At 40.0% G+C, this 20,599-nt stretch carries 13 protein-coding genes; 3 read left to right on the top strand and 10 right to left on the bottom strand.

From position 1 onward, the window contains the following. Window positions 1-18: 18 nt before the first annotated feature. The 7 genes from bglX to IAG46_RS10375 all read right to left on the bottom strand — a co-directional run bounded on the left by bglX (window position 19) and on the right by IAG46_RS10375 (window position 14,390). On the bottom strand, window positions 19-2,244 hold the full coding sequence (gene bglX / locus IAG46_RS10405; RefSeq protein WP_223826694.1) for a beta-glucosidase BglX: 2,226 nt from the start codon (window positions 2,242-2,244) through the stop codon (window positions 19-21). Window positions 2,245-2,334: 90 nt separating this feature from the next. After that, window positions 2,335-3,714: a glucoamylase family protein gene (locus IAG46_RS10400; RefSeq protein WP_190810289.1), complete on the bottom strand. Its 1,380-nt coding sequence runs from the start codon at window positions 3,712-3,714 to the stop codon at window positions 2,335-2,337. Beyond that, window positions 3,707-5,080, bottom strand: a complete 1,374-nt coding sequence (locus IAG46_RS10395) for a glucoamylase family protein (RefSeq protein ID WP_190810288.1) — start codon at window positions 5,078-5,080, stop codon at window positions 3,707-3,709. Before IAG46_RS10395 ends, IAG46_RS10400 begins: the two co-directional genes overlap by 8 nt. Before the next feature lie 38 nt (window positions 5,081-5,118). After that, window positions 5,119-6,909 carry a LamG-like jellyroll fold domain-containing protein gene (locus IAG46_RS10390; RefSeq protein ID WP_190810287.1) on the bottom strand — a complete coding sequence of 597 codons (1,791 nt, stop codon included), beginning with the start codon at window positions 6,907-6,909 and terminating at the stop codon, window positions 5,119-5,121. Window positions 6,910-6,934: 25 nt separating this feature from the next. After that, entirely contained in the window at window positions 6,935-8,473 is a 1,539-nt protein-coding gene (locus tag IAG46_RS10385; protein ID WP_190810286.1) for a RagB/SusD family nutrient uptake outer membrane protein, read from the bottom strand. Window positions 8,474-8,483: 10 nt separating this feature from the next. Further along, window positions 8,484-11,507, bottom strand: a complete 3,024-nt coding sequence (locus IAG46_RS10380; protein WP_190810285.1) for a TonB-dependent receptor — start codon at window positions 11,505-11,507, stop codon at window positions 8,484-8,486. Window positions 11,508-11,741: 234 nt separating this feature from the next. Further along, a complete protein-coding gene (locus tag IAG46_RS10375) occupies window positions 11,742-14,390 on the bottom strand; it encodes a Two component regulator three Y domain-containing protein (protein ID WP_223826649.1) in 2,649 nt (882 codons plus the stop codon). A 430-nt stretch (window positions 14,391-14,820) separates the two neighbouring features. On the opposite strand from IAG46_RS10375, the gene IAG46_RS10370 reads away from it, so the two are divergent. From IAG46_RS10370 to IAG46_RS10360, 3 genes are all read left to right on the top strand, one after another. Beyond that, a complete protein-coding gene (locus IAG46_RS10370; RefSeq protein ID WP_190810283.1) occupies window positions 14,821-15,933 on the top strand; it encodes an AraC family transcriptional regulator in 1,113 nt (370 codons plus the stop codon). A gap of 145 nt (window positions 15,934-16,078) precedes the next feature. Then, on the top strand, window positions 16,079-17,053 hold the full coding sequence (locus IAG46_RS10365; protein WP_190810282.1) for a hypothetical protein: 975 nt from the start codon (window positions 16,079-16,081) through the stop codon (window positions 17,051-17,053). Window positions 17,054-17,316: 263 nt separating this feature from the next. Beyond that, window positions 17,317-18,426 (top strand): AraC family transcriptional regulator, encoded by a 1,110-nt coding sequence (locus tag IAG46_RS10360; protein ID WP_190810281.1) that lies wholly within the window; start codon window positions 17,317-17,319, stop codon window positions 18,424-18,426. A 47-nt stretch (window positions 18,427-18,473) separates the two neighbouring features. Here IAG46_RS10360 and IAG46_RS10355 read toward each other — a convergent pair whose 3' ends face one another. The 3 genes from IAG46_RS10355 to IAG46_RS10345 form a co-directional block, all read right to left on the bottom strand. Further along, window positions 18,474-18,833, bottom strand: coding sequence for a cupin domain-containing protein (locus IAG46_RS10355; protein WP_190810280.1), 360 nt, complete (start codon window positions 18,831-18,833; stop codon window positions 18,474-18,476). A gap of 121 nt (window positions 18,834-18,954) precedes the next feature. After that, the gene (locus IAG46_RS10350) at window positions 18,955-19,500 is read right to left on the bottom strand and encodes a hypothetical protein (protein WP_190810279.1); all 546 of its coding nucleotides are present in this window, start codon (window positions 19,498-19,500) and stop codon (window positions 18,955-18,957) included. 176 nt (window positions 19,501-19,676) lie between these two features. Then, on the bottom strand, window positions 19,677-20,591 hold the full coding sequence (locus IAG46_RS10345) for a hypothetical protein (RefSeq protein WP_190810278.1): 915 nt from the start codon (window positions 20,589-20,591) through the stop codon (window positions 19,677-19,679). Window positions 20,592-20,599: the final 8 nt, after the last annotated feature.

Genomic DNA, 20,599 nt, shown 5'->3' with positions numbered 1-20,599 from the left:
ATTTTGATGGACAATATTTCATTTTAAGGTGAAGCATTTTTTTAAAGTGCAGTTGGAATCGGTTCCAAGATAAACTTCAAATTCACCCGGCTCCGCAACAAATTCCGAAGTACTGTTGTAAAATTTTAGATCATTGGGGACCAAGGTTAGTGTTACCGTTTTCTGTTCTCCTTTTTTCAGAAAGACCTTTTTAAAACCCTTCAATTGTCTATTGGGAGGGGTTATACTCCGAACCAGATCCTTAAGGTAGAGTTGCACAACTTCCTCGCCATGAAAATTACCAGTGTTTTTTATAGTGACACTTACTTCTATAGATTCACCTTGAGCAATTTCTTTCTTACTGAGCTTCAAATCAGAATACTCAAATGCCGTATAGCTAAGCCCAAACCCAAATGGAAATAATGGGGTATTTGGGACATCCAGATAGTTGGAAGTGAACTTTTCGAATTTTTCTGGGGCTGGCCTTCCCGTAATTTTTGAGCTATGATAAATGGGAATTTGTCCCACATTTCTGGGCCATGTTGCAGTCAATTTTCCTGAAGGATTGTAATCTCCAAAAACTACATCTGCTATAGCATTACCGGCTTCAATGCCGGGGTGCCAAACCTGCAGCAAAGCTACAGGCATTTCTAATTCTTCTGAAATGGTCAAAGGCCTTCCGCTCATAAGAATAATTGCCACAGGCTTGCCAGTTGCTACAAGTGCATTAATCAATTTCTTTTGACTTTTGGGGATTGATATATCCGTTCGGCTAGCGGCTTCACCGCTCATTTCCGTAGCTTCCCCTAATACGGCAACCACAACATCGGCATTATTGGCTATATCTAAAGCTTCTTTTAACATAGATTCAGGAGAGCGTTCATCAACCTGTATTCTTGGCCCAAAGACATTTACTTTTTTTGCAAAATCAGCATTATCAGAAATGTTGGCGCCCTTTGCGTATTGGATACTTGCATAAGGAGCAACATTTTTGAAACCCTCCAAAATGGTAACTGCCAAATCTGGATTTCCGGTAGGAGCCCAAGTACCCAACATATTATTTCTACTGTCTGCCAATGGACCGATCAAAGCAATCTTTGCTTCTTTTTGTAGAGGAAGAATTTCATAATGGTTTTTAAGCAGCACAAATGACCGCGTAGCGAGCTTCCGCGCCAAAGCCCTATTTTCAGCTGTTAAAATTTCTTTTTCGGGTCGTTTTGAATCAAGATAACGATATGGGTCATCAAAAAGCCCTGCCTTATATTTTGCTTCCAATACCCTTTGACAGGCTTGGGTAATTTCTGCTTCGGTAATTTTACCTTCTTCTACCGATTTTTGAAGGGTGGTTAGAAAACCTTCGCCAACCATATCCATATCCAAACCTGCTTTTAAGGCTAGCTTGGAAACATCTTGTAAATTGCCTAGACCGTGGTCTACCATTTCATTTACCGAAGTGTAATCAGAAACCACAAATCCATCGAATCCCCATTGTCGACGAAGCAAAGTTGTCAACAACCATTTATTACCAGAAGCTGGAACCCCATCGATGTCGTTGAACGATGTCATGACACTAGCAACACCGGCATCCACTGCTGCTTTGTAGGGAGGGAGATACTGATTGAACATTTTTATTTTGCTCATATCCACCGAGTGGTAATCCCTTCCTGCCTCTGATGCTCCATAAAGCGCCATATGCTTTACACAGGCCAGCATGGTATTTGGAGCGCTCAGATCTTGACCTTGATATCCTTTGACCATTGATTGCGCAATTGCCGCTCCAAGATAGGGGTCTTCCCCAGCACCCTCGGCGATTCGGCCCCATCGGGGATCACGTGTAACGTCCACCATGGGAGAAAAATTCCACATAATACCGTCAGCTGTGGCCTCAGTAGCAGCCATTCGCGCAGCTTCTTCAATCAAGTCCATATCCCAGCTTGATGAAAGACCTAGTGGGATGGGATATGTAGTTTTATAGCCATGTATAACATCGGAACCTATCAACAGGGGTATTTTTAGACGTGTATGGTTAACGGCGATTTCCTGTGCCAAACGAACTTTTTCTGGGCCAGCAACTCCAAAAAGACCTCCCACCTGACCTGCTTTTATCTTAGATTCTACGTTTTTGCTGACGACCGCACCGGTTGCAATGCCCCCACCAGGAGTAAGTAGGTTTAGCTGCCCAATTTTTTCTTCAAGGGTCATTTTATCCAGTAGCTGCTCCACTTGGGGTATCGTCTTCTTGGATTGTCCAAAAAGGCTTCCCATTATTAAAAAAAGAAAGAAGGTGTGAAGTGGGTATACTAGAGTTGTTCTCATTGAATCATTAAATTGGATTTATCTTTTAGTGTGAGGATTTTATTTAGTGTATTGAAACCCAAGCAGGTCTAGGCCGTTTTGCACATTTTCATTTTGCATAAAAAGATTCCATAACAATCCGGTTCTGTAATTCTCTATCATAACAATCTGGGGTCCTTGATCTATGGCCAAATAAGCTTCGGCAACCCAAAAATTATGTTCTGGGCTAAAGGCGTCATAAAACCCGGCAGGTCCCCATAATTTATCCTTGTGTCGATAGAAATAGTGCATGGCCCTGAGGGATTTATCAGGTGTGTAAGGAATGGATGAAATGGCTGCTGTAGGTGAAATCACCCCTGTGTCATTGGTAGGATGATGTGCGTTGTAACCAATGTTTCCATCACTGTTCCTGGAATAACTAGCTGTTAAACCCCAACAATCAGCACCGTAATCCTCATAGTTGTTGGGATTTTCAATGCAAAATGCGTAGTTGATATTAGTATGGTTTTGATTTACGTTCCAATAGTTTACATAATCATCTGATAATCCTTTGGGATTTAGTCCCAAATAGGAATAATGCGACCAAAACAATGGTCCACCAAATTGTTGCGCACCCGAATGCTTCACCAAAAGTGGAAAGCCATATTGAATATTGGAGGACTTAATGCTTCCGTTGGAAGCCCAACCGGTGGTATAAACCTCTTTGGGAATGCCATAGTCCGGTGAGGCCGCGGCTAGAATGTAGGTAATCAGGACCTCATTGTATCCTTTAAGCTCAAAATTGATATCAAAATCAAAATTTGGACTCCAATGCCAATAGAGAGCGTTTTTATTTTGGGTATACCAGCTCCATTCTACACCTTTCCACAGACCGTCCGCTTGCTGTGCTAAGGTTTTTTCGGCATCGGAACCGTTTTTGAAATACTCTTTTATGCATATAAGCCCTTGTGCCAAAAAAGCAGTTTCTACCAAATCACCACCGTTGTCTTTTGGGCTAAAAGGGATAACGGAGCCATTGTTTCCATTGATCCAATGGGACCAAGCACCATGAAACCTGTCGGCATTTTCCAAAAAATCCAACAATTTACTCAGGTGTTGCAATCCTTGTTCTCGTGTTATATAGCCCCTTTCAATACCGACGATTATCGCCATTAGACCAAAACCGGTACCTCCCAGGGTGACCACATGGGCATCTCTGCCTGGGTCGTTAGGGTGATATCTTTCTCGAGCACCACCTGAGTTAGGTTCGGCAAAATCCCAAAAATATTTAAAAGTTTCACGTTGGGTGAGATTCATAAGCTCCACATCACTGATAGTAGGCTCAGGAGGGGTTATCGAATCATCATCAGGAAACGGAGTTGGATTATATACATACTCATCCTCAGCACAAGAATAGAAAACAAATGTTATTAGAAGAAAAAGAATAGAGATTTTACCCATTGTCTTTAATATCAGCATATTGAAAATCCAACTTGTCCAAACCTTTTTGAACATCTTCGTTGGCCATAAAAAGCTCCCATAGCAAACCACTTCTGTAGTTTTCAATCATCACAGGAATAGGGCCTTGATCTATTGCAAGGTATCTGGGCAAAAACCAATTTTTTTCTAAGCTGAAAGCATCAAAAGGGCCATATTTGCCTATGAGACTGTCGTGCTCAGTATACAAAAACCTTAAAAAGCGGATACTTTCCTTTGGCGTATAGGGCATTGAGGAAAGGGCAGCAGTTGGTGAAATAACACCGATGTCCATATCCGGCCTGTGGCCGGCATAACCTTTAGGGGAATAACTTGAGGTCAATCCCCAGCATTTCTCTCCATACCCTTTAAAATTTTTGGGGTTCTCCATGCTGTGTTTATAGTGAATAAGGGCATGGTTAACGTTTAACTTCCAATAATCTGCATAAGAATCGGAAAGACCTTTGGGGTTTAATCCCAAATAAGAATAATGTGCCCAAAACAGGGGTCCCACAGGGGAGTTATCATGTTCATAGTGGTTGAGTTCGGTTTCCAGGCCATAGTACACCGTATCCTTGGTGATTCGACCATTTTTGGCCCATCCTTTTTTGTAAACCTCAGCGTTGATGGCATGTGTGGGTGAACTGGCCGCTAAAATGTACATTATCAAGGCTTCGTTATAACCACCCACAGGAAAATCCATATCCCATTGATAATCAGGGCTCCAGTGCCAGTAAAGCACATCTTGCCCCCCTTTGGTGTACCAATTCCATTCCACTCCTTCCCATAGATTTTGAATCTTTTCACACAATTTTAGCTCCCTTTCATTCCCATTCTTGAAATATTCTTTGACGGTTAATAAACCTTGAATCAAAAAAGCGGTCTCCACGAGATCTCCTCCGTTATCCTTGAGGCTAAATGGTGCGGTTTTTCCATCTGGCATCAACCAATGTGGCCATGCCCCATGAAACCGATCTGCTTTTTCAAGAAATGCCACAATTTTTTCAAATCGACCCAAAGCCTGTGATCGATTTATAAAACCCCGCTCAACACCCACAAGAATGGCCATTAATCCAAAACCGGAACCTCCGGTGGTTACAATATCCTTGTCATGGTTGGGATAGATATTATCTATGTGGATTCGTTCCCGAGCAAGACCGGAAACAGGTTCGGCCCCTTCCCAAAAATAGTTGAAGGTCTGTTGCTGAACCAAATCCAAAAGTTGATCATCGGAATAGATTTCATTTGAAATATTCTGCGCTAAATGTTCCTTTTTTGAAGATTTTTGGCCATTGCACCCAGCTACTATGGATGCAACGACCAAAAAAACTGAAATTAAAACTAACCTCATTGAAATTAACTAACTCAATTATTTATTCTGTTCGATTTTTATTGATCAAAACTCATTACGGACTGTACTTCAGATTGAGACAAAGCCTTGTTGAAAAGTCTTAGCTCATCTATACTACTTAAATCCGACAAGTGATTCCATTGATTGAATCTTGGCGCTCCAGAACCTATGGAAAGGAGGTCGCATCCTGTCCAATCCACTCCTGTGAAATCTCCTTGTGCCACTACTTCTCCATCAATATATACCACGCACTCCGAATTTGAGATGGTAAAGGCAAGATGAACCCAATCTGTTGTGTCCGATGGTATTGAGGCTGTTGCCCCTCCATCAAACCATGAATCACCATCACCTCGGCCCACATTCAGCTTGAAGATTTGCCCGTCGCCGCCAGCTTCCCTAAAGAATCGGAAACCATTGGTTCTTAGGTTTTGAATATCTGGAAATTCAGGTCTTTCGGTATCCGGTGGTCCCATTACCAGAATTCCAGCTCTATCCGGGTCTGCATTGAGCTTGTACCACATTGTAGCACTGAATTCCTCTGTTGTCAATCCATTGGAAGGAAATGTCAAATAGGAATCTGTTGCACCACCATATGCGTCACTGCCCGCCACACTTTCACCAGCAAAGGATGGAGACCCTATCGAAGCGGCCTCTGTATCCTTGAATTTTTCGGTATAATCGCCATCAAAAGGCAAGTAGAGCATTTCCCCATCAAAATTACCAACAAACCCACCAGCCTCAGCAGTCATTATATTTTGGATTTCTCCTTGCGGAAGTTCACGGTTGAACATGCGCAATTCGTCCATATTACTTAAATCTGATCTATGATTCCATTGTGTAAATCTGGGAGCTCCAGACATTATGGAAAGTAGATCACAATTGGTCCAATCCACACCACTAAAATCTCCTTGGCTCACAATTTCGCCATTGATGTAAACGGTTGCGGTACTTTGGGTGATGGTAAATGCCATATGGGTCCATCCAGCTTCCGCCGGCAAATCTGCAGCATCGCCACCATCAAACCAAGAATCTCCATCGCCACTGCCCACATTGAGCTTGAACCGTTGTTCACCTCCTGCATTTTCCCTAAAGAAACGGAAACCGCTAGTCCTTAAATTTTGACTATCAGGAAAACCGGCCCCTTCGGTGTCTGGAGGCCCAATGACCAAAATTCCAGCTCTGTCAGGGTCAGCATTTACCTTATACCAGAATACAGCACTAAACTCATCGGAGAGCATTCCATCGGTTGACAATTCGAGGTGAGCGTCAGCAGCTCCTTTATACGCATTAAGACCTACAAAGCCTTCCCCGGCGAATTCTGACGAACCTACTTGGGTAGCGGGTCTTAGACCTATCAAATCAAAATAATCACTATCAAAGGGCATATAAAGCACCTCGCCTGCATATAATGGAACATAGGCTGGTTCTTTCACAAAATTTACAGTGACCGAGGTTGTTTTGCCATCGATATCTGTTGCGCTAACGGTGAATTGATGGTCGCCATCATCCAACTTATCGTAGGTTATATCATCTACCAAAACCCTGCGGTAGTCCTTAAAATTATTAAGACTTCCTATATTTTTTCCATCCAACAGAGCATCCACTTTGGCTACTTCAATATCGTCGGTTACCTCAAAGTCAACGGTTATGGAAGTGATAGCTTCCAATACTTTTATTGTTGTTCCTTCTACCGGGAAATTTATGGTGACTTGTGGTGCCGTAGCATCAGCACCCGGGTCTACCAAGGTGAGGGCATCAATGCCCTGATCACAGGCCATAAACCCAATGAGAGAAAAGGATAAAACAAAGATTTTAAACAAATTTTTCATAATTCTAGTCTTTTAGGTTTATGGTTTAGTCCTCCAAAATTGGAAACTGGTCTACTTGCTCTTGTGGGTAGGGCAGAAAGGCCTGACTTTGTGTAAAGGTCCTGCCATCATAGCTCAAATCACTGGTCCTTTCCAACCTTATCATGTCGTAATAGCGTTTGCCCCATTCCATGGATAGTTCGGCAAATTTTTCATCCAAGACTTGATCTAAGGTCACTCCCGATACGGGAGACATCCCAGATCTTGCACGGACCAAATTCACGGCTTGATCTGCAGAAATTCCAGACCCAGAGGCTCCCTGGGCCAATGCTTCTGCATACATCAACAGGATTTCCGCATAGCGAATGATATTGAAATTTTTATTACTTCCGTACGCAGTCCTTCCGGGAATCAATTGGTTGGAGGGTAGATAATGTTTACCACTAGCAAAGAGTGCCCGAGCATAGTCATTGATCACATCACCATCCCTTGTTGTGTTTGATATAAAGGAAGGCAACGAAGCATAATTTGGGTCTGTTTGCAATTCTGCTATTCCCCTGTCCGTAAAAAGAACACTGGTTTCCAAACGGACCGTTTCACCTCTGTCGAGCATAAATTTTATGAATTTCATACTAGGCTCAAAGAAGCCCCACCCGCTAGATGCGCCATCAACTGACGGAGTCCATCCTTGTGGTCCGTACGGAGCATATAAATGGCCTTCACGGTCACCCTCACCTTGTCCAAAGTCAGAATATTGCATGTCCAAAATGATTTCATCGCTTAACTTTCCTGGAATTTTAAAGAGTTCGTAAAAATCAGGATACAGGCTAAATTTGTTCGAGCTTATAATTTGGGAACATGCATCAGCTACAACCTGATAGTTTCCCAGCTCTTGATTGGCCAAAGCTTTAATGGCCAAAGCTGTATATCGCGTAGCACCACCGGGAAGGTCTGTTCTTTCATTGGGACGCATATCCACCAGAAAAGGCAGCGCCTCATCCATTTGGTCCGAGATGTGCTGCATTACCTGGTCCTGGGTTGGAAGGGTTTCCACATCAAGTAATTCTGAAGTTTCGGAAGAGGTAGGAATAAAAACTTCGCCCCAAACCTGTGCAATGTGAAACAACATAATGGCCCTTAACACCTTTGCTTCTGCAATATATTGGTCGCCAAGTGCCTGACCATCTGCATCGGCCAACTCTTGATACCGGGCTATTTGATCCATTCCTGTATGGGCGGTTATTATATCGGCATAGATATTTTGCCATACGGAATTGTACATCCAATAGTCCTTGTTATAATTAAAAAGGTCGGTTTCTGCGAAATCTTGTTGATCACCTAGGCCACCGGCATTTACGTCGTCGCCGCGAACTGCAATTAAAAGAGGCTGTTCCCAACCCCTGGATTGAAATGCTTCATAAACTCCAATAATGGATAATATCATATCCTCGGTTTTCGTAAAATCCGTGCCTCCAGCAAAATTGTTGTTTAGCTCTGGTTCATCCAATTTATCTGAACATCCTATCGCAGCCAATAGGAATAAGGCCGACAGGGTAATTGTTTTTATTTTCTCGATTAGCTTCATTTTCTTTTTTTTAAATTTTTACATTGACTCCAATAGTGTAGACTGCCGGCACGGGGTAGGTTTCGTTGTCCACTCCGTTTGGCACTTCAGGATTAAATCCATTGTAGTTGAACAAAGTCAGTGGTTTTTCGGCGGTCGCATAGATTCTCACTTGGGGAATTCCTTTTTGGGCTCCGTCCTTGTTTATGGTATACCCAAGTGTTATGTTTTGAATTCTAAAAAAGTCACCGTCTTCTATGAAGAAGTTGTTGAGGCGCTGGTTCCACCCCTTTCTGATTCCTGCTGATGAAGGGTAGCTATTTGTGGTGCCCTCACCATGCCATCTATTCACTGCAAAATCGCGATCCCAGTTGGTATCGTTGGTGAAAATCACCTCTCCTCTTTTCCTATTTAGAATGGAATTGCCGCCTTGTCCAATGGCGCTTGTGGAAAAATCCCAATTCTTATAATTGAACCCAAAGTTAAATCCAAAGGAATAAGAAGGCAAGAAAGAGCCAAGAACGGTGCGATCGTCGTCATTAATATCTCCATCACCATTGATATCCCTATAAATGAAGTCGCCTGGCACCAAATCATTGGCCACCGCTACAGGATCGGCCTGTATTTGAGCATCGTTTTGATAGACGCCTATGACCTCTCTTCCAAAAAACGCGAATATGGATTCTCCTACTATGGAGCGTTGACGAAACTCTGCTGTTCCGGCGTCCAAAAATTCGGCCCCGCCCAAACCGAGAACTTCATTGTCCAAAGTGGCAAAATTGGCCCCAACGGAATAGCTGAAGTCATTCGATACTTTTTTATCCCAATTCAAAGATATTTCCAAACCGGTGTTTCGTATTTCACCAACATTCTGTCGTGTTGCACCTGGAATTAGTGGTCGAAGCACTGGAATTACCGCATCTTTGGTATCACGGACATAATAATCGGCCTCTACTGAAAGGTTATTATTGAACATTCTAGCTGAAAGGCCGGCATTGATTTCTTCGGTAACTTCCCATTTTAAGGCTGTAAAATCACTACTGGTATTCAGACCGCTAAAAAGGATATCGCCCAAAGCTGTTGTCACCACTTCGGAGGTTATAGATCCTTCACTGGAAGGAATCCTATCATTGCCCAATTCACCCCAACTTCCTCTCAGCTTCAAATAGGTGACCACATTGTTTTCTGGAAAAAAGGCTTCTTCAGAAGCTACCCAACCTGCACCCACGGTTGGAAAGTAACCCCATTTTTCTTGGTACTTATTTGTGCCATCGGCTCGGAAGGTGCCATATAATAGATAGCGATTATCAAAATTGTAGGATATCCTTCCGAAGTAGGAAAAGCCAAATTCCCTTGCCCCACCATCAAACGTGTCTTCTTCCACAATAGTTTGGGCCAGGTTAATAAAATAAGCTTCTTCACCAGTCAAAGGAAAATTAAGTCCTCGGGCTTGAATTAAATCCAAGGCCTCATCCCTGAAAGAGGTGCCAGCTAAAACGGTTAGGTTGTGCTTTTCAAACGCATCGGTAAAGGTCAACGTATTGTCCCATATTTGGTTGGAGGTGGTCACACTTCTTTTTAGAAGGCTTGCATCTACCCTTTGAAAATTGTCCCCAATAAAGTAGGGCAATCTTACCTCTCTTCGGTTGATACTCTCAAAGTTATGGTTGTATGCTGTTCTAAACTTTAACTTTTCAGGAACTAGGGAGACCTCCGCGTAGAAATTGGCTACAATATTCCTTATTTTGGACCTGTTCTCACTGAAATCCATAATGGGAAATGGGTTTTGACCTCCTCTGTAACCTAAATCCTGGGCATTTGCATATGCTGTGGGGAAAACATTTGGATCTTCTTCTAAAATAGGGTCAAATACTGGTAAAATTGGTACAGCAAAATATGCTCTCCGCCAAGCAGAGTTTTCTGCATCAAATCGAGTTGAATTACTAAAGACCACACTTCCTCCAACTTTTAGCCAATCATTGGCCTTAAAATCAAGTTTTGCCCTTAGGTTAAAACGCTCGTATTCGTTCTTCATCTTCAAAAGACCATTTTGTTCGAAATAATTGGCACCAATGGCATAGGTGGCGCTATCGCTACCTCCCGAGATACCTATACTGTGATTTTGTATCAAGGCCAAACGCATTACTTCATCATACCAATCTGTATTTACATCAGGGACGTTGGGGTTTATTCTGCTTCGTCCGTACCGCTGCATCGCATTTAAAATAAATTCTGCATCAGGTGCGGACCCCGATTCCAAAGCCAAGTTGGTAAACTGCTCCGCGTTGGCCATTTTAAGTACATTTTGAGGCACCTGATATCCGGAATAACCATCGTAATTAATTTGTGTTTTCTGGTTGAATTTGCCCGATTTGGTCTCTATCAATACGACCCCATTTGCGGCTCTAACACCATAAATGGCAGCTGCCGAAGCATCTTTTAGTATAGAAATGGATTCTATATCCGTTGGGTTTAAAAAGGCTATATCATTAAAAAAAGCACCATCAACTACAAATAAGGGACCGGATGCTCCGGTATCGTATGAACCAATACCCCTTACACGAACAGTTGGCGATTGTCCAGGCCCTCCATTATTCACTATTTGCAGCCCAGCTACCCTTCCTTGAAGTGCTTGCATAGGCTGCCCAACAGGAGCAAGGTCCAACACCTCCGAATTTACTGTGGTGATTGCAGAGGTTAAATCTTTTACCTTAAGTTCACCATACCCAACTACCACAACTTCGTCAAGAAATTGTGTGTCTATTTGGAGGATGGCGTTTAAGGAGGTTTGCCCGTTTACCGAAAGCTCTAATGAGCTATAGCCAAGATAGCTAAACACCAAAGTTCCTGAGGGATCAACATTACTTAGCGAGTAGTTCCCGTCAAAATCGGTTTGCACACCATTTGTTGTACCCTTTAAAACAACAGAAGCTCCAGGCAAAGGTCCTCCTTGTTCATCGACAACGGTTCCTGAAACGGTAATATTACTTTGCCCAAACACAATAATTTGGGAGAATAAAAGCAAAATCACCAATAATTCGTTTCTAATTTTCATAATCATTTAAAAGTTGAGTTGTGTTTTTGCTAAATTAACAATGGCTTGTGGTTGGCATGTCTAAAAGGAGTACATAAAAAATACATCATATCCCTTTAGCTCTGTGAAGTCCTTTTTTAGGGGCTTTGCAGTAGTTTAAATGATTAAAAAAGAAGGAATTTTGAAATTTTGATGTAGTAATGATGTATTTGGTTTTAGCCGAAAGGTGTAAGAAAACTTCTGCATTCTAAGCACTTAGAATGTTATTAAGAAGTTGGATAGACTTTTTGTGCTATCAATTTCCAGTTTTTTGCGCAATCTGTACCGATGTATTTCAACACCTCTAACAGAAATGGCCATTAGCGGGGCTATCTCTTTTGTGGACAAATTCATTTTAAGATAGGCACAGAGTTTAAGATCTTTTGGGGTGAGGTTAGGATATTGTTTGAGCAGTCTTTCAAAGAAATCTTCATGGAGTTCCTTGAAATTGACTTCAAAGCGTTTCCAATCGTCCGTGTCTTGAATTGAGTTGTTGAGCTTTTTGATAAAGGAACGATACCGTTGTGAATTGGAAAATTTGTCCTTGTTCACAACTAGCATATTCTTGAGTTCAAGAATCATCTCGTTCTTTTTGGCAATGTTCAAGGTAGTACTGGCCAATTCATTTTGTTTAAGTTTTATTTCCCGTGCCAGCTTATCTTTTTCCAAAGCGGCCATTTGCTCTTTTTGCTCTTTTTTCATCTGTAGTTCGAGCTCCCTTTGTTTTCTTTTGAATTTTCTTCGGTTGTAAAATCTAACCATAAGCACTATGCCAATTCCAATAAGAATGTATAACAAAATGCTTCCTTTGGATAAATACCAGGGCGGAGCTATTTCAAAAAGGAATGAAACAGACTGGGAGACTTTGCTTCCTTGTCCCACCGTAGATACTTTGAATCGGTATTCCCCATGTGACAGGTTTTGAAATTCGATGGTTCCCTCTTCGGTAAACTCAGCATAACTTTTGGGACCTATCAATTCATAAAAATATCTAGGCTGAATCAATTCAGGGGAAGACACTTCAAAAGATATAACCTGAGAATTTTTATAGGGGATCTTAATTGAATTGCCATCACTGGGATAAGTGGTTTTTTCATCTTTGACCAGATTCAGTTTTGGAGTGGGAAGACTTGTGCCCTTAAGCCAATTTTGTATGGCGCCCCTATTGATCATGGCAAACCCATCACTTAAAGTGACATAGGAAATAGAATCGTTTATTTTAATGATGTTTTGGGAATCGGGTGCCAATCGTTCGTTCAGCGAAAAATCACTAATGGTCAAACTATCTTGCTTTAAGTTTGTATGAATGATTTCCTTTTTGCCTTCACGGTTCACAAATGAGAAATGGCTTTGATCATAAAAAAGAAGCTCGTGATCATTGAATTTTTGAAATTCATCGAAAACTACTATACGATCTACTATGGGGTCATATTTATACCATGAGTTTTCACCCCGGAAAACAATCTGGTTTTTGATATTATAAAGCTTAATGTTGTATTCACTGGGCGCATTTTGATTAAAGTATTCCTTACTATCAATGATATTTTCATACTTGTCGTCAATTTTTAATCTAGAATATCCTTTATATGGATGAGCAACCCATAGAATATTTGGAGTCTCAAAGCAAAGGTGCTTAACAGGTTCTTTTATATCGCTAATTCTATACGAATCCCAATTTCCATTGTCGCCTTTTTTATACTTGACCAAGCCATTATAGGTTCCTTGGATGTAAACGGAGTTTTGTTCGGGCACTCTTGCAAAACCATATCCGCCAGAAAAGGGAGATATTTTTTCAAATGTATTGGGGCCAATTCGATATGTTCCCGTATTGTGACCACATAATAAATCTCCCTCAACAACTTCCAGATCCCAAACATGGCCTTGTGAGCCATTAACAAACTTAATTTGGTCACCATCAAAATAAAACACGCCGGTGTTACTACCCAGATATAACTTGTTTTGGTGAAAAGCCATGTCATAGACCATCCCCAAAGTACCCGAGAAATCCGTAAAATAGGTTATGGGGTTGTTTAAATTGGTGCGCGCCAAACCATTGTCGAGACCTAGCCATAATTGATCTTGGAAGCGCTGCATGGACAACACAGTATTGTTCTGAAGTCCAGCCTCTCTGTTTAAAATCTTAGATTCACCAGTAAGGGTATTATAGAGATACACTCCATTTTTAATGGTGCCAAAGGCTAATGAGTTTTCGGCCAATTTCAAGATTTTGTTAAGTTGATGTTGTTTTAGGTTTTGGTTAAGTCCAACATTCCAAGGCACAATATCTTGACCGTTCCACAGATAGCAACCATTGAGTTTGGTTCCAATTAGAATGCCACCGTTAAAAGTGATCATATCGGTCAAAGTTTTTCCAAAAAGAATGTCTTGGTTATTTAGTGGAATCAAATGTTCTCCGATCACTTCAAAAAGCCCTTCAGTTCCACCGGCAACGATTAAACGATTTTCACTGACTAAAATGTCCGATATAATCTGAGGGGGATCTATATATGTTATTTTGTCGCCCGAATAACTATATATTGTTGAAAATGACCTAAAAACCACTTGATCTTCCACTGAAAGTATTTCCCAGAATTCCTCACTGGTAAACTCATGGTCTTTTATGAGATGGGTTAATGAAGTATATTGAAGTTCTGCTAAGTTGTTTTTCTTCCAAAAACCAAATTCCTCATAAGACCCAGTGAAAATTTTATCATCTACCACCGCTACCGACCTAATTATGGTATTATTTGGCAATTTATTTAGCACCCACTTTTCACCATTAAAATGAAGCAGACCTTTATTGTTGGCCACGAAAAGCTCACCTTCATCGTTGACGGCCAACCCCCAGTTTTTACTCGCTCCCATGTATTCTGAAAGTTTGTAGTTATATATGGGCGGCAAAAGGTTTTGGCTAAAACTCGATGTTGAGACAGTCAAAACCAGGATAAATAGAAAATATCTCCACATTTTTAATGGGCTTTATGCACCGATTCCCAATTTAAATAATAATAGTAAGGCAAGGGCAATATGACTCAACAATTTAGGAGCTTTGAAGAGATATGCTCAATAAAAGGATTACAAAAGATCGGTGTGAGGGCGAATGGCTCTTATTCTCTTGAGTTTTTTGTTTATTATTCTAGGGCGGTATCCGACCTTGAGTTTTTTAAATTCATAACAAATACAAAGCACATTGTAGTTTATCTGTGCTCTATGGTCGATTCCTTTGTTAATCCCGACGAAACTTAACAGCCCTTAGACCTATTTTGCAGTAACTTTAAGTAAATTAAACTTTGCAATGAGATTATTGGAAACCATACTCATATGTTTTGCTTTTCAGGCATTTATTTACTCAGGTTTTCTTTGGTTTAAAAAAAGTGGGGTAAGGCAGGCAAATTGGATCTGGGCAATTTTCCTTTTCCTTTTCGGCTTGAACATTATATATAATGTTTCGTTTTGGTTATATCCGGATAGCTCTATTGTACTTTCCTTGAATTGGGTTTACTATCTACCTTTTTCACTTTATGGACCACTCTTTTACCTATATATCAAAACCTTGGTATCTGACAAGAAACCAAACGGAAAGGAAATTCTTTTACATTGTATTGTTCCAATTTTGGTGCTGACAAACTTCATTCGGTACTATGTACTTTCTACGGATGAAAAGCTTATGATAGATAATCAAGAGTTGGACCCCGGAGATTATATTTTTATTTCTGGAGACATTGTTTTCTACTTCTTGATTGCATCAACAATAGCATATGCTTTGGGCTCTTATTTGACCAATAAGAATAAATATGTGGCAGACAAAGAAATGAAACTTTGGCTGAAGTTGGTTTCGGCGACCTTTGGTTTTTTTGCCATCTCTTGGCTCTTGTATTTTGCACTTTTCAAAACAGGCCTCATAGATCAATCTCAAGATTATTCGATTACCATTATGATGGGAGTGTTTATTGGCTTGACTTCTTATTTTGGGTTTTACCACAGTGGTGTATTCAACGGGAAAGCTTTAAAAAAGATTTTCCCTATAATTAAGTATAAGAAATCGGGTCTTTCAAAAAGCGTTTTAAATGATTACAAAACAAAGCTTCTTGACTTAATGGAATCTAAATCGCTTTATCTGGAGAGTGAACTAAAGCTAACGGATTTGGCTGTAATGATGAATCTTTCTCGACATAACACCTCGCAAATTATAAACGAGTGTTTTCAAATGAGCTTTTACGAGTTTGTGAACAAGTATAGGATTGAGGAGGCGGAAAGGATGTTGGTAGATGACAAGGACCACGAAATGAACATTACAGACATTGCCTATCAAGTGGGCTTTAATAATCGTATATCTTTCTATAATGCATTCAAAAAATACATTGGTATAACCCCCACGGAGTTCAGAAACCAGAACATGGCCTCATGAACTTTTAGCACACTTCCATTCAATTGAGTGTTAATTCCGACGGATATTAACACCATCTGCCTGCAATCATACAAACTTTGGTATATAATAATACTCAGATCAAAGGAAAACTGAGGTTGATAGCTAACGTATTAAACTTATTTAAATGAAAAACAAAATTTATTTACTGGTATTGGGGATTTGTTTGAATGCTTTTGGGCAAACAGAACTTCCAAATGAAAACGAGAATTATTTTAATTTTTGGGTAGGCAAATGGGATGCCACCTGGGATGAAGAGGATGGTAAGATCGGAAAGGGAATCAATATTGTTACCTCCACGTTAGATGGTAAATCCATTCATGAAAACTTTGCGATTACCGAAGGTTCACAAAAAGGATTTAAGGGTGCAAGTATATCCATGTACGTTCCTTTTTTAAAGAAATGGAAACAATCGTGGAATGATAACCTACAGAGTTATTACGACTTTACTGGAGAATTTGAGGGCAACAAAAGAATTTTTAAGACGGAGCCAATCAAAATTAAAGAGAAAGAGGTAATTCTAAGAATGGTTTTTCATGATATCAAAAAGGATTCCTTCACTTGGGACTGGGAAGCATCTGTTGATGCGGGCAAAACATGGAAGCAGAACTGGCAAATATTTTACACAAGAGCCAAGGATGATAAAATAAGTGGTCTTTCCCCAGAAAAACCCGATTTTACAAGTTTTATAGGAAATTGGAATTGCGAGGTATATAATCTGGACAAAGATGGAAATTGGAATGTGGCCAATGCAAAATGGGAATGGAGGACTATACTAGATGGAAAAGCGATTCAAGATTACTGGGAATCACCAACCGTAAAGGGCACTAATATTAGAACCTTTAATCCTAAAACAGGAAGTTGGATGAATGCTTGGGTAAATGATCAAAGCAATACCATTTCAGAAATTTGGACAGCCAACACCAAGGATGATGGTACCATTGTTATGACTGATGACAAGAGGAGCTTTGAAATACGTTTTTACAATATTAAACAAGACTCCTTTGACTGGAAATGGGATGTTCGACAAGAAGATGGTAGTTTAAAGACCATCTCAAAGATCAAGGGTAACCGAGTAAAGACCACTAGCTCTAAATCTTAAGTAGAAGTCCTTTTCTTTTTGGCAATAGCCAATGGGGGAAGCACCTCCCTTGCATGGTTGGCGTTGCACCAAAAAATTAGCACAACTCCTCTTCCTTTTTTGGAAGAGGAGTTTCGGGCTGTCTACTATCTATTGGTGTATTAAAAAGCAGATGATTTTCGGTACTGTGATACCCGAATATAAATATAAATTCAAGCAAGTCCCGATGTAGATTTACTGGCCCAACTTCCCATTATAGTATCTTTAGTACAAGATATTTTGCTATGAATATTTGGGAAATCACAACCATTAGTTTTGCATTTCAAGGGCTGCTGCTTTCATTCTTTTTTTTTGGAAAAAAAAGCAGACCACGTTACGGAAATATTCTGTGGGGTATTTTTTTGATGTTTTTTTCTTTCAATCTTTCATACAACACTTGGTATTGGGCCTATCCCGATTCTTTTGTAACGAACGCATTTAGCAATGTATATTTTGTGCTCTTTTCTCTTTATGGTCCGTTGTTTTATTTCTATATAAGAAATTTGACCACTGGGTTAAAAGTTAATTTGGCTAAGGACTTTTTTCATTTTATACCCGTCTTCATTGTAGTGTTGAACTTTATAAGATTTTATGGATTGTCCGTTGAAAAGAAAACACTTATCCTTAATAAAGGAGAGTTGAATAATTATCTTTTTATCAATAATGAAGCTTTGTATGTAATACTTTCAGTTGTGTTAATGGCGTATGCCTTTTTCTGCTATAAGACTTTTAAAGCGTATTATGCCAAAGACAAAGAAATCAAACTTTGGTTAAAATTAACAACAGTCACTTTTTCGCTTTTCGGACTGGCCTGGGCAGGTTATTTTATAATTTATAAGATAGGAGTTCTGTCCAATAGTGCCGACTACTTTATCAGCTTTTCGATGATTGCTTTTATAACCATGACCTCATATTTTGGGTTTAGTTTTACGGAAGTTTTTGATGGAAAACCGCTGAACAAGGTTTTTCCTTTAATAAAATATCAAAAGTCAGGACTATCAAAAAAGGTTTTAAATGAGTATAAAGAAAAACTACTCCTTATTATGGAGTCGAATTCGTTGTACTTGGATTGCGAGTTGAAATTGACCGACTTGGCTGATAAGTTGAATGTGTCTAGGCACCATGCCTCTCAAATCATTAATGAATGTTTTGGAATGAGCTTTTACGAATACGTAAACAAGTATAGGGTTGAAGAAGCGGAAAAAATGCTGGGTGATGAAAAAGCTTCTGACTTGAACATTTCTGATATTGCGTTCAAAGCAGGTTTCAATAATAGGATGTCCTTTTACAATGCGTTTAAAAAATATGCGGGTGTTACTCCTTCAGAGTATAGAAACCGTAGTTTGGCTTCGTAAGAATGTAATTAAAATGACTTGAGAAGATATTTTGTTGGGTTTTGAATTTAATAGAAAATGACCCATACAAATAAATCGGATGTGAAATCAACAAACTTATGATCCTTTCCAGCTTCTGCAAATAATAAGTCACCTTGTTTAAAATCTATGGTTCGGCCATCATAGAAATACTTTCCGCTACCTGTTGCAACAAAATAATATTCATCTTTGGTATGCGGTTTTTGCATATCGATGCGATCCGGGTGGTACAGATAAATTTTGATTTCTTCTTTATCAACAATATTTATAAAACGCGGTTCTTTGGGTTCATCTATCAGTTGAATTATACTATCCAATTGAAAAGAATCTGGTTGGGCAACTTCGGCCAGCTGTGCTTTTACGGACGTAATAACCATAAATAATAACATAAGAGCCAATAGTTTTTTCTTCGGATGCAAAATAATTTTCACCACTCCATTTCAAGATTATCTTTAGATGATTCAGTTAACTTTTTCTTGGACATCACAATGGGATTATTGCACTTTTTAATCACAGCAATATTCTTTTGTAGTTGACCCTCCAAAGAAGTTTCCAACTTTTCCCATCATCATAGGTGCTTTCCCAGTCCCAAGTGAAAGAGTCTCTTTTTATATTCTTAAACACCATTCTGGAAATGACATTTTTGCCATTGATTGTTGTAGGTTTGGTCTTGAAGATCCTATCGGTTCCATCTATTTCACCAAGAAAATCATAATATCCACCTTGGTTATCTGCCCAAGCTTGTTTCCATCTACTTAAATGTGATTGGTAAACCGAAATGCTAGTTCCTTTGAAACCCTTGTTTTGTCCAGCAAGAACACGAAAATCTTCATGAATTACTATTTCATCCAGTATTTTTGCAATTCTGTTGACACCTTTGCCCTGCTTTCCGTCGCCTTCGTCCCACGTGACCTCCCATTTGCCTACCCAAAAATCAAAAGCAGTTTCAGGAAAGGTTGGATCAAGAGGTATTTTATGTATCGAATCTTGGGAGAAACCAACATTAAAATTCATCATTACAAATGAAGCCATTGCCAAAATCAAAATTCTACTCATAGTGCGGATTTAAATGGTTACTATAAAATAACTAAATGGAATTCATAGATCAGTAAATCTAAATCGGATAAATACACTGACAGATTCCTTATGAAGGAAGATTGAAAATAACAAACCAAAAAGCCCTGGAACATCAGTTCCAGGGCTTTTTATATAAACATAAATTTAGCTGCTTATCAGTTTTTGACCAAAGTAAAAGCTTGATTTTGGGAAGAACCTGAAAAATCCAAACTAAGATTTATGTCTCCGGTGCAAGTGCCTATCGTACCATCACCAGTCACTGTGGTAAAAAAACCTCCTCCGTAATCCCAAGGCTCATTTGAACTCACCGTAACTTTTCCAGTGGCTGGGTCTATAGTAACAAGCAGGTAAGAGGTGGCGGTATTAACAACAAATGGTCGTACCGTATTGGGTAGCCTAAAGGTGAAGTCCCCATCTTCCGATGGCAAAAATTCAGCTGGCACAACCTCTCCTCCTAGATAATCGGCCCAGGCATCGGCGGTAACGGTATAATTTCCCGAAAAGAGAGAAGCATCTGTTAGCTCACAAAAAAACTGGACTGAATAGGCAAAAGGAGAGTTCAAAAAACTTCCATTCAATACAGTACCCTTTCCTCTATTGGTAAATTCTCTTCCATCGGATAGTTTGGCCACAAGACGGACAGAAAAAGAATCTGCACTATCGTAATCTCCATCTTGGAGGCCTAGAGCAGAGAGTACTTCGTCCAACGTGGCAGCAACCTCACCTCTTGGAAAACCAAAAGGGCCTAGTGAAAAAGAATCTGCAGATATTGTTTTGACCAAAGTTTCGGTACCGGCATTTCCATCATCAACAAAAGTTATGAATACATCTATCTCGGTCAAAAGATTGCCGTTTTCTACATCCTGTGCTTCAAGGGTAACGCTCCATGATTTTGAAGTATCAAAAAAATCGAAGGTGCCACTATTCACGGATAGGGTCCGGAGCACCAAACCCCGTCCAACTGTAGCGTCTACCTCATCGATTAATTTATCATCGGTGCTGCATGACGCCAATAGTATTATTGCTATTGACAAAACAGCATATTTCGAGGTGTTTTTCATCGTTTTCATATTATAAT

Source organism: Flagellimonas sp. S3867 (genome assembly GCF_014698935.1).
Lineage (GTDB): Bacteria > Bacteroidota > Bacteroidia > Flavobacteriales > Flavobacteriaceae > Flagellimonas.
This window is presented reverse-complemented; position numbering and strand designations above follow the sequence as displayed.